Source organism: Klebsiella michiganensis (assembly GCF_002925905.1).
Lineage (GTDB): Bacteria > Pseudomonadota > Gammaproteobacteria > Enterobacterales > Enterobacteriaceae > Klebsiella > Klebsiella michiganensis.
In genome coordinates, this window is sequence record NZ_PRDB01000006.1 from 21,361 (window position 1) to 35,309 (window position 13,949).

General features: G+C 54.3%; 13 protein-coding genes. 6 read left to right on the forward strand and 7 right to left on the reverse strand.

Annotated elements, in window-relative coordinates; all coding sequences use genetic code 11:
• Positions 1-7: 7 nt before the first annotated feature.
• Entirely contained in the window at positions 8-892 is an 885-nt protein-coding gene (locus CDA56_RS14305) for an SDR family oxidoreductase (RefSeq protein WP_032719241.1), read from the reverse strand.
• Between the two features lie 373 nt (positions 893-1,265).
• Here CDA56_RS14305 and CDA56_RS14310 point away from each other — a divergent pair, with 373 nt between their 5' ends.
• Both CDA56_RS14310 and CDA56_RS30935 read left to right on the forward strand, forming a co-directional pair.
• The gene (locus CDA56_RS14310) at positions 1,266-1,658 is read left to right on the forward strand and encodes a YdeI family stress tolerance OB fold protein (protein WP_014229620.1); all 393 of its coding nucleotides are present in this window, start codon (positions 1,266-1,268) and stop codon (positions 1,656-1,658) included.
• A gap of 21 nt (positions 1,659-1,679) precedes the next feature.
• Entirely contained in the window at positions 1,680-1,829 is a 150-nt protein-coding gene (locus CDA56_RS30935; RefSeq protein WP_004851580.1) for a hypothetical protein, read from the forward strand.
• A gap of 37 nt (positions 1,830-1,866) precedes the next feature.
• Here the strand turns inward: CDA56_RS30935 and CDA56_RS14315 are convergent, their stop codons facing one another.
• From CDA56_RS14315 to CDA56_RS14335, 5 genes are all read right to left on the reverse strand, one after another.
• Entirely contained in the window at positions 1,867-3,477 is a 1,611-nt protein-coding gene (locus tag CDA56_RS14315) for an FAD-NAD(P)-binding protein (RefSeq protein ID WP_139536122.1), read from the reverse strand.
• A 182-nt stretch (positions 3,478-3,659) separates the two neighbouring features.
• Positions 3,660-5,234 carry a carbohydrate porin gene (locus CDA56_RS14320; protein WP_103814345.1) on the reverse strand — a complete coding sequence of 525 codons (1,575 nt, stop codon included), beginning with the start codon at positions 5,232-5,234 and terminating at the stop codon, positions 3,660-3,662.
• A 117-nt stretch (positions 5,235-5,351) separates the two neighbouring features.
• Positions 5,352-6,749, reverse strand: a complete 1,398-nt coding sequence (locus CDA56_RS14325) for a PTS transporter subunit EIIC (RefSeq protein WP_025105851.1) — start codon at positions 6,747-6,749, stop codon at positions 5,352-5,354.
• A gap of 7 nt (positions 6,750-6,756) precedes the next feature.
• Positions 6,757-8,424, reverse strand: a complete 1,668-nt coding sequence (locus CDA56_RS14330; RefSeq protein WP_227632993.1) for an alpha-glucosidase — start codon at positions 8,422-8,424, stop codon at positions 6,757-6,759.
• Positions 8,425-8,467: 43 nt separating this feature from the next.
• Positions 8,468-9,466: a LacI family DNA-binding transcriptional regulator gene (locus CDA56_RS14335; protein ID WP_004851570.1), complete on the reverse strand. Its 999-nt coding sequence runs from the start codon at positions 9,464-9,466 to the stop codon at positions 8,468-8,470.
• Between the two features lie 354 nt (positions 9,467-9,820).
• Between CDA56_RS14335 and CDA56_RS14340 the strand changes: the two genes are divergently transcribed.
• The 4 genes from CDA56_RS14340 to CDA56_RS14355 are packed head-to-tail and all read left to right on the forward strand — an operon-like array spanning position 9,821 to position 12,326.
• Positions 9,821-10,324 (forward strand): hypothetical protein, encoded by a 504-nt coding sequence (locus tag CDA56_RS14340; RefSeq protein ID WP_032749758.1) that lies wholly within the window; start codon positions 9,821-9,823, stop codon positions 10,322-10,324.
• Positions 10,325-10,333: 9 nt separating this feature from the next.
• Complete coding sequence (locus tag CDA56_RS14345; protein WP_103814341.1) at positions 10,334-10,780, forward strand: DUF421 domain-containing protein; 447 nt, start codon at positions 10,334-10,336, stop codon at positions 10,778-10,780.
• A 12-nt stretch (positions 10,781-10,792) separates the two neighbouring features.
• On the forward strand, positions 10,793-11,311 hold the full coding sequence (locus CDA56_RS14350; protein WP_009653693.1) for a 2-oxo-tetronate isomerase: 519 nt from the start codon (positions 10,793-10,795) through the stop codon (positions 11,309-11,311).
• 22 nt (positions 11,312-11,333) lie between these two features.
• Positions 11,334-12,326, forward strand: a complete 993-nt coding sequence (locus CDA56_RS14355) for an SDR family oxidoreductase (RefSeq protein ID WP_103814339.1) — start codon at positions 11,334-11,336, stop codon at positions 12,324-12,326.
• Here CDA56_RS14355 and CDA56_RS14360 read toward each other — a convergent pair.
• A complete protein-coding gene (locus CDA56_RS14360; protein ID WP_103814337.1) occupies positions 12,323-13,948 on the reverse strand; it encodes an alpha-amylase family protein in 1,626 nt (541 codons plus the stop codon). The two genes, CDA56_RS14355 and CDA56_RS14360, sit on opposite strands and share 4 nt — an antisense overlap.
• Between the last annotated feature and the right edge of the window lies 1 nt (position 13,949).

Consider the following 13,949-nt stretch of genomic DNA (forward strand, 5'->3'; position numbering starts at 1 on the left):
GAGGGATTTACAGCACGCCGTCGCCGCCGTCGGAGCACCACACCTGGCCGGAGGTGAAGGAGCAGGCATCAGAGGCAAGGGTAACGTACAGCGGCGCAATCTCCACCGGCTGCCCGGGACGCCCCAGCGGCGTATCGGCGCCGAACTGACGCACCTTCTCATCCGGCTGGCCGCCGCTTGACTGCAGCACCGTCCAGTAGGGACCGGGGGCGACCGCGTTTACCCGGATACCCTTCGGCCCCAGCTGTTTGGCCAGCGATTTCGTGAACGCCACCAGGCAGGCTTTGGTTTGCGCATAGTCCAGCAGGATGGGGCTCGGCTTAAAGGCCTGGACGGATGAAGTATTAATAATCGTGCTGTGTTCTTTAAGATGACGCAGGGCGGCTTTGGTGATCCAGAAGGCCGCATAAACGTTGGTTTTGAAGGTGGCGTCAAAGTCGGCGGTGGTGAGTTCTTCCAGTGATTCGCAATATTGCTGGCGTCCGGCGTTATTGACCAGAATATCCAGCCCGCCGAGTTCGCTGGCGGCCTGTTCCACCAGGGTTTCGCAGAAGGATTCGTCGCGCACATCTCCCGGAATCGCGACGGCTTTACGTCCTTCGGCCTGAATCAGGGCAACTACGGTTTCCGCATCGGACTCCTCTTCCGGCAGATAGTTTATCGCCACATCGGCGCCTTCGCGGGCGAAGGCGATCGCGACCGCGCGCCCAATCCCGGAATCGCCGCCGGTAATCAGGGCGCGCTTACCGGCGAGCCGACCGGAACCGACATAGCTCAGCTCACCGTGATCCGGCTGCGGCTTCATCTCTTCGGCAAGACCCGGCGGCGATTGCGGCTGGTCAACAAAGGGGGGACGGGGATACTTCTCGGTATTGTTAGCGTTGTCGCTCATACTGACCTCCTCGTGTTAAAAGAGTAAGCGTAGTTGCCTGGTCAGCCTGCCGTGGAATATTGAAGAATAATTGAACGGCTTCGCTTTTATAATTTTGGCGCTTTGATTCCTTTCCCAACGGTAATTTACTGATTGCCGGGAAACTTTTCAAAATGAGAGGCACCAGCGTCGTTTGGCATTTTAGGATTATTCTATCGCAAGCCCGACGGTATATTTAGCGCCTTTTTAATGCTGCCCGGCGCTCATATTTACGCGGGCGGTGAAGTCGTAAAAAATATTTCCCGGGCGATTCATCAGGTACGGAACTTGTGAAAATGATCATCAGCAACCAGACTTATTAAGACAAGACAAAAATATGCCGGAGGTATGGTTGATGAAAAAATTACTGTCCGTTATTTTCTGTGCGCTGATGGCTCAGGGCGTTTATGCCGCGGATGACGGGGGATTTAAAAAAGATGCCGCTCCGCCGCCACCGCATAAAATTGACGATGGCTACCGCGGGACGGAGGACGGGCGAATTATGACCGTGCGCCAGGCCCTGGAAATGCACGATGGGGCAACCATCTCATTACGCGGCAATCTTATCGAGCAGCACGGTAATGACCGCTACAGCTTTCGCGATAAAACCGACACCATTGCAGTGATAATCCCCGCCGCGGTTTTTGATGGCCGCGAAGTGAAGCCCGATCAGATGATCAGCATCAACGGCAGCCTCGATAAAAAAATGACGCCGCCGGTAGTGCGGGTGGACCGGATCCAGAAATAACCGCTCAAGCAGGAGGAATTGATGTCCGTACAGCATCCAGCCGACCCGGATAAGCGGGGCCGTCATCCGTCGAAAGAGGACCCGCGCGAGCAGGGGGAAGTGCCGCGTAAAAGAGACGACAGCGAAGATCATAAAAAAGATCCCTGGCATCCCCAGCCTGAAAAGCGTTAACAATAGCCGCCCGTCAACGGGCGGCTATTTTTCTTTCCTACAGATCGAGCGGGGACAAACGCCTGCGCGAGCGGCTTGCCGGCTGGGATATCGCTTTCGCTATCGCCGCGCCGATCTCCGCGCAGGCGGTGATACCCTGAACGAAAGGCTGGTCGTGCATCAGCCAGGGAATGGCGGCGAACGCGATGCGCCCGCGTACTTCGGGTGGTTCCCGCAACGTATAGTCGTCTCCGACCTCAGGAATCTCTTCTCCGGTCGCCAGCAGCTGCTCCCTTAAATGCGGGAAGGGAAGATCTTTATTTTTCAGTGGCTTTTGCCCTCTGGCATCAATAAACACATCAAACGTATAGCGATTTTGTTCGCTGGTAATCACCGTTTTTTCCTGCTCTACCGCCATCTCATAGTCATGCCCTAAGGCGAGAATACTGATGACGCCCGCTTCGCGCAGCGCCAGCAGCCGGCGGATAGACTCCGAAGGAATGGCGGCATAGCAGTCGATAAAGACCCGCGCAAGGCCATTTTTGAAACGCTCCCGGTCATGGTCATTAAGGTGAGGCACCATCGCCTGAACGGCTTCATGCAGCCGCAGGATCGCGTAGCGCCAGGGAACCGTATATCGCGCGCGCTTGTTGCGCTCAACTTCTTCAAGGTTATCCAGCGCCCAGTGGAACGGATTATGCTTCTGGCGTTTAGCAAACCACGCCTCGCTGAAGCTGTCGGCGTTAAGGCTGTGAAGGGCGATATTTTCGCTCCATAGGGGGTCGGCAAGCGTGATTTCCTGCGCCACCAGCTCAAAGACGCGATCGAGCAGACCGTCGCTGCCCGCGGCGATGGCTTGTTCCATCGCGCTTTCGCTGACGATGCTCAGCGGCTCCCAGGGAATGGGGCAGTAAAAATCCGCTTCCGGCAAAATGCCGGAGCGCGACATCAGCACGATGCTTAGCGCCTCGCTTGCCTCGTCCAGCCTGAAGGCGAGGGCGTCATCGTCAGACCCGATAAACCGACCGTGCTGGACGGCGACGGCCATCGCGGCGTCAATTCCGCTTAGCGAGGTGCCCATAATGCCCACCCGGCAGGGGGGAATGCTGGCCTCCATGAGGCCAGACCACGGGCTGGGAAACCAGGTGCGGGTCGACTCTTCTTCATCGGGCCAGACGTGTCCGGTGGCGATCACCGCGAGGTCAAAGGCTTCAGCGACCGGCTCATCCTCGACCCACAGTCTGACCCCTTCTTCGGTCGCCTGCAGGTCGCTGACCCGGCAGGACTCATTGATCCGGATGCGAAAGCCCTGCTCCCTGGCCTCTCCGACCAGCGCAAGAAACTGGTCGCGAAAGTATTCACCCAGCAGGATGCGCGGTAAAAATTGACGATCGTGCAAAGCGTCGTAATCCACGCCATAGCGCGCAAGGTGCGTCCTGCTCTGGGCTTTCAGCCAGTCGAGATAGGTGCTCTGAATGGGGGGGATTTCAATGCTGGCGATATTGGCCAGCATCATGCGCGAATTCTCTTCATCGCTGTAGGGCATGCCCACGCCCGCTTCCTCGGCCTGCTCGTAAATTGACACGTCCAGCGGCTCGCCCTGTTTGAGTAATGAGAACAGGGTATAAATTCCGGTTGGACCTGCGCCGATAATGGCAATTTTCTTCATAATGACTGACCCGCCGTTGTTGTTATCACATTTGTTGTCGGTGGCCTTCCGCCAGTTGAAAAGCTCCACGATAGATCATTTCCGGGTAACGGAAATCTGGCCCAATAATTGTGGTTCAAAATGAGGAAGAGGGCCAATTACTGGCGCGCCTCTTCCTCGGGGTTAGTCAAAGAGGCAGGCTTTCAGAACCAGGTTTCGAGCTGGGCGCCGAAGAATAACGTCCCCGCGCTATGGTATCCGGCGCTGCCGAAGGTGTCCGTCGAGGAGTAGTCATCCAGCGATTTGTCCCAGCGCATCCAGGTGGCAAAAAAGCGGATTTCCGGGCGTTCAAAGAAGTCCGTCACGTTCTGCATCTTGAAAGTAGGAGCAAACGTCAGCTTGTAATAGCTGCCGCTGGCAGCTCTGTTGCCATTAAAGCCTTTCGGATCGATATCCATATACTGATAGCTGGTTTCGTACTGCAGGGCGAAGTTCTGATTAATCTGCTGAATTATTCTCGCGTTCAGGGTCACCCAGTCGTAATGGTCTGAATCGATATAGCGGCTATTGCTGCTTTGGGCGACGATCAGCGGCGCGAAGCTCAGCCTGTCGGTGAGGGACGTTGTCCCGTAAGAGGCAAACTTGACGGTCCATGCCGGGTTTATCAGATAGCCGTCGGAGCCCGGGCCGCGAACCTCCGCTCCCAGCGCGCGGCCATAAAGCAGGGCCGTTTTGGTACTGCCGGGACGCAGGCCGTAGAAGCTGTCGCCATGGTACGCCAGCATGGTGTTGAACCCCTGCGAGGTCGCTTTATCCGACGCCAGGCCATCGTTAATGCGTTTATCGTTGTCCTGCGAGTATAACCCGTTGAGCATCCACTGCCAGCTGTCCAGCCGGTTATTCAGCGAGAAGGTGTAGTTTTGAATATAGGTGTTATCCGCGCCGGTCATGTTGTTATATTCAACGTTGTCCATCGTATCGATATCGTTGAAATTACGCCCGTATACGGCGAGATTGGTTTTGATATCGCCCCACAAGTTCACGTCATAAATACCGGCGCCGGTACCGATTAAATTCATCATATCGGAATCAAGCCAGTGAATATCAAAGTTATCCCGGTCTTCACGCTTGCCGGCCCACAGCGTGGCCTGTTTAAATGCGCCGCTAAACGAAGGCATATCGCTCATTTCGACAAACGCCTGCCGTACGTTCATCTGACCGTTGAATGAACTGTCGGTATTATACGTTTTATCCCACTCGGCGATTTTCATGTAATAACGCAGCTGGCTGTTATTATCATATTTTCGCCGGTAGTTGATATCGGCGGTTACGTAGGTATCTGATTCATTGCCCAGGCGTCCGACGCTGCCGCCGGTACTGCCCGCAGGCGTCAGAGAGGGGCCTACGGTGCTGGTGGTGCCTTTGCTGGTCAATATTCCGCTGCGCGCGTAGCCGCCGAATTTAATCTCCCGATCCTTCTCTTGTGCGATAAGAGGCTGCGACGGTTTGCTTTTTATTCGCGCCAGGTCTTGCTCGGTTTGCTGTTCGACAAACTGTAATCTTTCTTGCGCGCGCGCCGCGTTTTTTTCGGCGCTGGCCGCTCTTTTTTCCGCCGCGTCTATTTTTCGCGTCGCATCCTGTAATTGGATGCGCGACTGTTTTAATTCGGCCTCAAGCCTTTCGAGTCGGGCGTTAATTTCATTCAGGGTCGTATCCGCCGCAGCGGCGGATGCTGGCAAAGCCAGCGCGCAGAGCGTAAGCATATAGGCTTTCATCATTAATACCTGTACAGGGGTAGCTGTGCTCTGGACGCGCGGACGCAGAGCACAGGTTACTGTGCCATTAAAATGGGATGTTTATTGGGGTGTTAAATTAATAGTTGGGCTTTATTTTTTTCAGGCCTCTTTGGTCGCTTTATCGGTTTTGACAAAAATGAACGTGATAATAAAGGCAAAAATAAAGACCGCGAGTCCGACGGTGATATAGGTAACAAACTGATAGCGATCGTAGAGATACATCAGCGGCGACAGCAGGACCGCCAGACCGTATGAGTTCGCTTTTATCGACAATAGCGACAGCACCATGCCGCCCAGCGCCGAGCTGGTGAGCATCACCATTATCGCCCGTAGCCCGGATTGCATCACGATACCGAATAAAGCCGGTTCCGAAACGCCTAATAGCTGAGTAATGGTCGCGGAAATCCCGGCGGTTTTAAACGCGATATTTTTCGCCTTCAGTGAAATAGCCAGACATACGGCGGCGTTGGCAAAACCGTACATCGCGCACACCGTAATTAATGGATTAAACCCGGTACCGGCAATCAGCGAGGTTTCAATCATAATAAACATATGATGCATCCCGGTCATCACGGCAATGGGATAGATGAAGCCGATTAACAGACCGCCAATACCCGCAGGCAACGTCAGAAATTGCTGAATAGCCATCACGGCATAATGTTCAAATGCATGCACCAGCGGCCCTAAAACCAGTAAAGCGATGGCCACCGCAATCAGGATGACGATAAACGGCGTAAAAATCAGATCCATCGAGTTGGGCATCACCCGGCGGAAAAAAATTTCCAGCTTAGCGCCGATAATGCCGGTGATCAGGGCGGTCAGAATAGACCCCTGATAGCCGACCAGAGGAATAAAACCCAATACATAAATCGGGCTGCTGTTGCCGTACGCCACGTCATAGGCGTTCGGCAGCGCGGGGGAGACCAGCATCAGGCCGATTAAGAAGCCGATTATTGGCGTACCGCCAAATTTCTTAAACGCCGACCAGCAAATAAACGCCGCCAGAAAGGCGAAAGCGGTGTCGCAAAGCACCGTGGTCAGCGTTTGCAGCGCCACCGGAACCTGATGAACGCTGCCGCCAAACCACGCCTGGACGGTATCGTTAAAAATGACCCCCTTCAGGCCGAGAAACAGGCCGGTGGCCCCGAGTACCGGGACAATCGGCACAAACACGTCCGATAAATTGCGAATTCCCCGTTGTAACCGGCCCGTACTCTGCTTCGTCATTTCATCCTTGCTGATTTCGGCCACCTGGAATTCGTTAACAAACGCCTGGTAAACCTTATTGACGATCCCGGTTCCGAGGATTATCTGATACTGGCCAGCATTAAAAAATACGCCTTTGACTTCGCTAATATTGCGGATTTTATCGTCATCAATTTTCTGTCGATCTTTTACCTGCAAACGTAAACGGGTGGCGCAGTGGGTGGCTGAGGCAATATTTTCCTTGCCGATGATATTCACGATCTCAACGGCGATATTTTTATAGTTGTTCATATTTGACTCATTCCTTAACGAGAAGGGTTTGATAGGGTTTCAGGGGAGTCTCAGCGTTGGCATAATTATTGAGGACAATCTCACCCGCCGGGAGCGTAAAGGGCAGAGGCTGTGCGCTTAAATTGGTTATCGAGATAAAACGCGCGGTCGCCGTTCTCCGTTCGTAGGCAATGATGCGATCGTCAACGTCTTCTATGGCGGCGAATGAACCATAGATCAGCGTTTGCGGATAGTGCTTATTTCGCAAGGCGATCATCTTTTGGTAAAACGCGAATACTGAATCCGCATCGTTTATCTGGCTTTGCGCGTTGACGCTGAATTCAGCTGCGGAAAACGCCAGCCAGGGCCGCGCGCCCCGGTTAAATCCGCCGTTGGCGCTATCTGACCACGGAAAGGGCGTTCGCGAATTGTCCCGCGAGCGCTGGTTGATAAAGCCTAACGCCTGCTGTTCAGAGAAACCTTCCGCCAGGGCGCGGTGGTAGTTATCAATACTGGAAATATCGTCAAATTCCGCGATCGATTGTCGGCGGAAATTTTTCATCCCCAGCTCCTGGCCCTGATAAATAAACGGCGTTCCGGCCATAAAGAAGTACATCGCGGCCAGCGCTTTGGCACCGATGTCATTTTGATAATCCGCGTCGCGGATAAGCTTGGACAGCGCGCGGGGCTGGTCGTGGTTTTCAATAAACGTCGTTCCCCAGCCGGCCTGGCAAAAGGCCCGTTGGCTGGCAAATAGCGCCTCCCTGAATTCGCGAACGTTCCAGTCGCGCTGCTTAAACCATTCAGAACCGTTTTCGACATCAATATCGGCGGCGTGAAAATCGAAAATCATATTAAAGTAGCCGTCTGGCCCAATATAGCTGTCGTACTCTTCCAGAGGCACGCCCGGCGCTTCGCCCACGGTTACGCAGCGGTGACGACGGAAAGTGCGCTCTTTTAGCTCATGGAGAAAGCGCTCGATGCCCGGACGGTTGCGCGATTTCGCTTTAATCGATGCCAGACCATCAATACCGTCTGCGGGCAGAGAGGCGTAGTCCTGATCTTTTTTAATAAAGGTAATTGCATCGATGCGAAAACCGGCGATGCCTTTATCCAGCCACCAGTTAATCATGGCGTAGATTTCCTCGCGCAACTGCGGGTTTTCCCAGTTGAGATCCGGCTGCTTTTTATGAAAAACGTGCAGATAGTAGCACTCCTCGCCAGCGACTTTTTCCCACGCGCTGCCGCCAAAAATCGATCGCCAGTTATTGGGCGCGCCGCCCGCCGCGGCGGGTTTAAAGATGTAATAATCACGATATTTCGATTGAGGGTCGGCCAGCGCGGCCTGAAACCAGGGGTGTTCATCGCTGGTATGGTTAACCACCAGGTCGACCATTACCTCAATGCCCAGCTCGCCAGCCTGTTTAATCAGGTTATCAACGTCCTGCATCTGGCCTAAATCGGGATTCACCGCATAGTAGTCCGCGATATCGTAGCCGTTATCTGCTCCCGGCGAGCGGTAGAACGGCGAGACCCAAATCAGGGTGATGCCCAGCGTTTTCAGATACGGCAGTTTAGCGATAATACCCGGGATATCGCCAACGCCATCGTTATTGCTGTCATAGAAGCTTTTTGGGTACACCTGATAAATAACCGATTCTTTCCACCATGCGCTTTGTTGTGATTGATTCATCATTTCTCCTGAGTATGAAATCGATACCATATTGAGTGAAAAAAAATTACGCCGAGGCTCTGATAACCAGTTCCGATTTCAGGTCTTCCTCGTCATAGCGATACTGCGTGTGGTTGATCAGGGACAGCAGGCGTTCTACAGAGATGCGGCCCAGCTGCTCAATGGGCTGGCTAACGGTAGTGAGCGGAATATGCACCATCTCCGCCACGGGAAGGTTATCAAAGCCCATGACCGCCAGTTCGCCGGGAACGCTGACGCCGTGGGCCGATAGCGCGGAAATCAGGCCGCAGGCGACCTCATCGCTGCCGGCGAAAATCGCATCGGGACGTTCGCTTTTCGTCATCTGCAGAATTTGCTCAGCCAGGCGCTGCCCGTCGCGCCAGGTGTGGACATGACGAAAAATAAACCGCTCGTTAACCGCCTGCTGTCCGTCTTGCATAGCGGCAATAAAGCCGCGGTTCCTTCTGCTGCCGTGGCCCTTTTGCTGGAATGCGCCACCGGTGGAGTAGGCGATTTTTTTATACCCTTTGTTAAGCAGCCAGCTGACGGCGTTATAGGTTGCCAGTTCATCGTTCATTCTGACGACGGGCAAAGTGGTATTATCTATGCTGGTGTTGCACAGCAGGATGGGGCCATATTTCTGATATTGCTCAATGACGTCTTTGTCACTCTCTACGGCGCATAAGATCAGCCCGTCGATGATTTTTTTCTTCAGCAGATCGAGACAGTTTTCTTCTTCGCCCGCGCTATTGTGGTTCTGGACGATCAGCACCGAATAGCCGTTTTTTCGTGCCGTAACTTCAAGGGCGTCGACCAGGCTGGCAAAAAAAGGGTTGGTTATCCTTGAGATAAGCACGCCAATCCGGTGGGTTTTCACCCCGCGCATCTGCTGCGCGACGGTGCTCGGCTCGTAATCCAGCTCTTTCATGGCCGCGAGGATTTTTTCCTTTTTATCTTCAGAGATATAAGGATGATTGTTCAGGAAGCGGGATACCGTCGTGACCGACAGGCCGGCTTTTACAGCGACGTCTTTTATGGTTGCCATGGTTCTTATGAAATCGATATCACATGGGCATAAAATATTTTCGCGCAGGAGCCGGGTCAACCTCATTTTTATAAAACATGACCTGACTCACAATAAAGTTAACGACACGCCTGCTGAGCGGTACGGATGTTGTCGCGGTCAACGGCCTAAGCTCGAGACAACATCCGTGCACCCGCCGCGCTAAATGGAAACATCTTCCTCCGGATGGATGCGGGGGAGATGCTCAACGAATAACAAGCGAGATGTCCCGTTTAGCTATTATTCCGGCTTTGGCGCGACGAACTTGACATATTAAACCGGGTTGCTATTTCTTAAACTGGCGCTCCGATAATAAGCGCAACGGTGAGGTGAAAAATGGCAAGTGAAAAAGAGAGGCTGCCCGGGATTAAAGAGAACGAATTTTTTCTTAATTTTGAATGCGCTGCCCGCCAGATAGGCCTCGGAATATTATTGGCGATCATACTGGCAGCCCTTTTGGGTCTCTTTTCTGGAGGATATTTTAGCACTGCCGAAAAAACAACTGCGCAGCGCAATTTAACGGTGGCCTATGACCGCTTCGGTCGTTTGCAAACTGAATTCAGGCTAAAGATTACCGCCCACCCGCGGGTCGCGGATAAATATATTTTTAGCCTTGGCGGTGATTTTACCTCTTCTTTTGAACCTGGCAGTATCTGGCCCCGGCCAGACAGGATGTACAGTCAGAACGACCGGCTCTTTCTGGTCTATAATGATCTGAAAAGCATGAATAATTTTTCTATATGGCTCTACGTTACGCCCACCCGCCCAGGTAAGTTAAACCACTCTTTGCAGCTAAACGGCGAACCCGAAATCCGCTTCTGGCAATTTATTTATCCTTAGGAGGATGCGATGGAGATGGTCTTGCGTGCGTTAGCGATATATTTAATTTTGCTGGTGGTGTTTAAAATCGCCGGCCGCCGGGCGCTATTACAAATGACCAGCTTTGATCTGATTTTATTACTTATTATCAGCGAGGCTACCCAGCAGGCGCTGCTGGGGAACGATTATTCGGTGACCGGCGCAATGCTGACGATTATGACGCTGGTGGTCGTGGATATGCTTTTCGGATTAATGAAGAAATATTCCGCTGGCGCAGAGTCAGCGCTTGATGGTTGCCCGGTGATTTTAGTCGAAAATGGCGTGCCGTTAATTGACAAGCTGAAAAAAGTGGACGTCTCCTGTGATGATATTCTGGTCGCCGCGCGGCAGAATCAGGGTATTACGGAATTAAGTAAAATCAAATATGCCATACTGGAACGGAATGGCCACATTTCTATTATTCCTGCTGAGAGTTAAAAAGGTCTTTTTATGTCAAATAACCCTTATAACCAGGCGAAAACCACCGGCGAGCTGACTAAACAGGTCGCCAGCGCGCTGATTGACCGTCGTTTACGCTTAACCACCGCGGAATCCTGCACCGGCGGTAGCCTGGCGGCAGCGCTGTGCGCGGAAGCGGATACGGCCGCATTCTACGATATTGGCTTAATCACTTTTAGCGATCGGGCGAAACAGCAGCTTCTCGACGTCAACGCCTCAACGCTGGAGAAATATAGCGCCGTCAGTCGGCAGACCGTTGAAGAGATGTCCACCGGCGCGCTGGCGCGTTCCGGGGCGGATATCAGTATCGCCATTAGCGGATACGCGGGGCCGGACGGCGGCGATGACGGGACCCCTGCGGGGACCGTCTGGTTCGCGTGGAACTTTCGCGGCAGTATCGACGCGCATAAAACGCTGTTTTCCGGCGAGTGCCAGGATGTTGTGGAGAAAGCCGTACGCTATTCACTGGCGATGCTCATCGAGAAACTGCCCGGCTGGCAGAGCGCGTAACGCTTTTATTGCGGAGGTTTATATGGCAGTCATGGCGATCACTGGCGGTACTGCGGGAGTCGGTAAAGCAACGGCCCTGCGCTTTGCGCGGGCAGGCTATGACGTCGGCATTATTGCCCGCGATGGCCGAAGCCTTGAGGCGACGAAGCAGGAGCTCCTTCGTTGCGGCGTTCGGGTGCATACCGTGCAGGCCGATGTGGCAAATGCCGATGCGCTCTTGACCGCCGCCGGCGAAATCGAAAATCGGCTCGGGGCTATCGAGGTATGGGTCAATAACGCGATGTGTGCGGTGCTGGCGCCTTTCAGAGCGATGACCCACGACGAATTTAGACGAGTAACCGAGGTCACCTACCTCGGCTACGTCAACGGGACTCGCGCCGCGCTGGCGCTGATGACGCCCCGAGATCGCGGAGTGATTATCCAGGTTGGCTCCGCGCTCGCCTATCGCTCCATTCCGCTACAGTCCGCCTACTGCGGGGCAAAGGCCGCGATTCGGGGTTTTACCGATGCGGTGCGTACGGAGCTGATGCATGAAAATAGCGGCGTGAGTATTGCGATGGTACAGATGCCGGGGCTGAATACGCCGCAGTTCGAGTGGGCGCGCAATAAGTTTGCCTGGGCGATGCGCCCGGTGCCGCCGGTATTTCAGCCGGAAGTGGCCGCCCAGGCTATCTTCAACGTCGCGCGCCGGCCCGTACGCGAACTCTGGGTAGGGAGCAGCACGATTCAGTCCATTATTGGGCAATTTCTTTTCCCGGGCTTCCTTGACCGGCTGATGGTCAAAAAAGCGTGGGAAGGGCAAATGACCCGGCGCTTGAATGCCGACGACCGTCAGGACTATCTCGAACAGCCGGTCAGCGGATTGCATAAAACGCACGGGCGTTTTTCCTCTGAGGCGAAATATCGCGCCACCGCCATCACTTCCGGCGTGCCGGGAAAAGCGCTGCTGGGCGGCGCGGCAGCGGCGGGGGTACTTTTTTTAGCAAAATGGTTTATCTCGCGTAAAAAACGCTAACGCAGCGCGCTACTGTTGGTCCAGAACCATCGATAGCCATATGCGCTAATCTCCAGCTTAGCGTGCTTACCGGGAGTGAGCGCGTCCGCGTAGGTTTTGTCGGCCAGGCAGGGCGTCCACACCGCCGCATAGATCCCTTTCGCGGTAAAACGCAGCGGTTTATCACTGAAATTAAGAAAGGCGATGACGCTGCGCTCGTGGTCATCGTAGCAGATCCCAAGAATCGCCTGCCGATCGGTGCTAATGATGCGGAAAGGCGCAACGGCGATTTCCGGGAATTCTGACCGCGTATTGGCGATATCAATAATACGGTGCAGGAGAGAATGGCGGTGCAGCAGGGAATCCGCGACGTTGACTTTCTGATAGCGAAACGGTCCCCGGTCGATCATGGGAGCCACAAACGTCTGCGGATCGGCTGCGGAGAAGCCGCCGCCCGCTGAACCGGCCCACTGCATCGGCGTACGCACCGCGTAGCGCTCTTCCAACGCCAGGTCGTCACCCATGCCGATCTCATCCCCGTAGCGCATGATCGGTACGCCGGGCAGCGAAAAAAGCACGGCATGACAGAACGCCAGCCGCCGCCGGTCGCCGTTCAGCATGGGCGCCAGCCGACGGCGAATACCGCGCTGATAAACGTTCATCTCCTTATCCGGCGCGAAGGCATCCAGCACGGTCTGCTTGTTCTTGTTACCGATCCCTTCAAGATCCAGTTCATCGTGGTTGCGCAGCCAGTTTGCGAAGCAGCAGGCGTCAGGAGGCACCACCATTTTCTTGATGGCGTCGATCAGCGGGCGGGCGCTCTGGCTGGCGAGGCTGACGTAAAAATATTTGTTCAGCCAGAAGTTAAGTACCATGTTAAGTCGGTTATTATCGCCAAAATAGTCGCGATACTGCGCCACCTCAACGTCGACTTCGCCGAGCAGTATGGCCTGCGGATTATGTCGTTCAACCAGCCGACGCAGATGCTCCAGGAGCCATAGCCCGCGTTTCTCCTCGCCGCGTCCGGCCTGTTTCGTCAAATGCGAGGCGGCATCCAGACGAAAGCCGGAAACCCCCAGCTTCAGCCAAAAGATAACGATATTTTCGACCTCTTTGATCACCGCGGGAGAGGCCAGATTGAGATCGGGTTCATGGCGGTAAAACATATGGCGAAAATATTGCCCGGTTTCGTCATCCCACGACCAGATGCTCTCTTCGACGCCGGGAAACATGGGCGGCGTATCGTCATCATCGCTATCTGCCCACAGATAATAGTCGCGGAACGGCGAGCGACGGCTGCGCCGCGCTTGTTGAAACCAGGGGTGAGCGTCGGAGGTGTGCTGGATCAGTAATTCAATAATAACCTGCATGCCTAATTCGCGGGCCTGCTCGATAAAAGCAATGATATCCGCCAGTTGGCCAAATCGCGGATCGACCTGCAGATGGTCGCTGACATCGTAACCCTCATCCAGAAACGGCGTCAGGTAGAAGGGCGTTATCCAGATCACCGTCGCGCCCAGCCGGCGAATATAGCGCAGCTTCGCGGCGATCCCGGCGATATCGCCGCAGCCATCGCCGTTAAGATCGTAAAACAGCGCTGAATCAATCTGATAGATAATGGCCCGCGTATGCCAGTCAGCCATA

Bases quoted from the DNA above. Each gene is read 5' to 3' on its own strand.
- CDA56_RS14340 (WP_032749758.1), top strand. From the start codon at position 9,821: ATGGCAAGTGAAAAAGAGAGGCTGCCCGGGATTAAAGAGAACGAATTT.
- CDA56_RS14305 (WP_032719241.1), bottom strand. From the start codon at position 892: ATGAGCGACAACGCTAACAATACCGAGAAGTATCCCCGTCCCCCCTTT.
- CDA56_RS14325 (WP_025105851.1), bottom strand. From the start codon at position 6,749: ATGAACAACTATAAAAATATCGCCGTTGAGATCGTGAATATCATCGGC.
- CDA56_RS14335 (WP_004851570.1), bottom strand. From the start codon at position 9,466: ATGGCAACCATAAAAGACGTCGCTGTAAAAGCCGGCCTGTCGGTCACG.
- CDA56_RS14350 (WP_009653693.1), top strand. From the start codon at position 10,793: ATGTCAAATAACCCTTATAACCAGGCGAAAACCACCGGCGAGCTGACT.
- CDA56_RS14330 (WP_227632993.1), bottom strand. From the start codon at position 8,424: ATGATGAATCAATCACAACAAAGCGCATGGTGGAAAGAATCGGTTATT.
- CDA56_RS14320 (WP_103814345.1), bottom strand. From the start codon at position 5,234: ATGATGAAAGCCTATATGCTTACGCTCTGCGCGCTGGCTTTGCCAGCA.
- CDA56_RS14345 (WP_103814341.1), top strand. From the start codon at position 10,334: ATGGAGATGGTCTTGCGTGCGTTAGCGATATATTTAATTTTGCTGGTG.
- CDA56_RS14315 (WP_139536122.1), bottom strand. From the start codon at position 3,477: ATGAAGAAAATTGCCATTATCGGCGCAGGTCCAACCGGAATTTATACC.
- CDA56_RS14310 (WP_014229620.1), top strand. From the start codon at position 1,266: ATGAAAAAATTACTGTCCGTTATTTTCTGTGCGCTGATGGCTCAGGGC.
- CDA56_RS14360 (WP_103814337.1), bottom strand. From the start codon at position 13,948: ATGGCTGACTGGCATACGCGGGCCATTATCTATCAGATTGATTCAGCG.
- CDA56_RS14355 (WP_103814339.1), top strand. From the start codon at position 11,334: ATGGCAGTCATGGCGATCACTGGCGGTACTGCGGGAGTCGGTAAAGCA.
- CDA56_RS30935 (WP_004851580.1), top strand. From the start codon at position 1,680: ATGTCCGTACAGCATCCAGCCGACCCGGATAAGCGGGGCCGTCATCCG.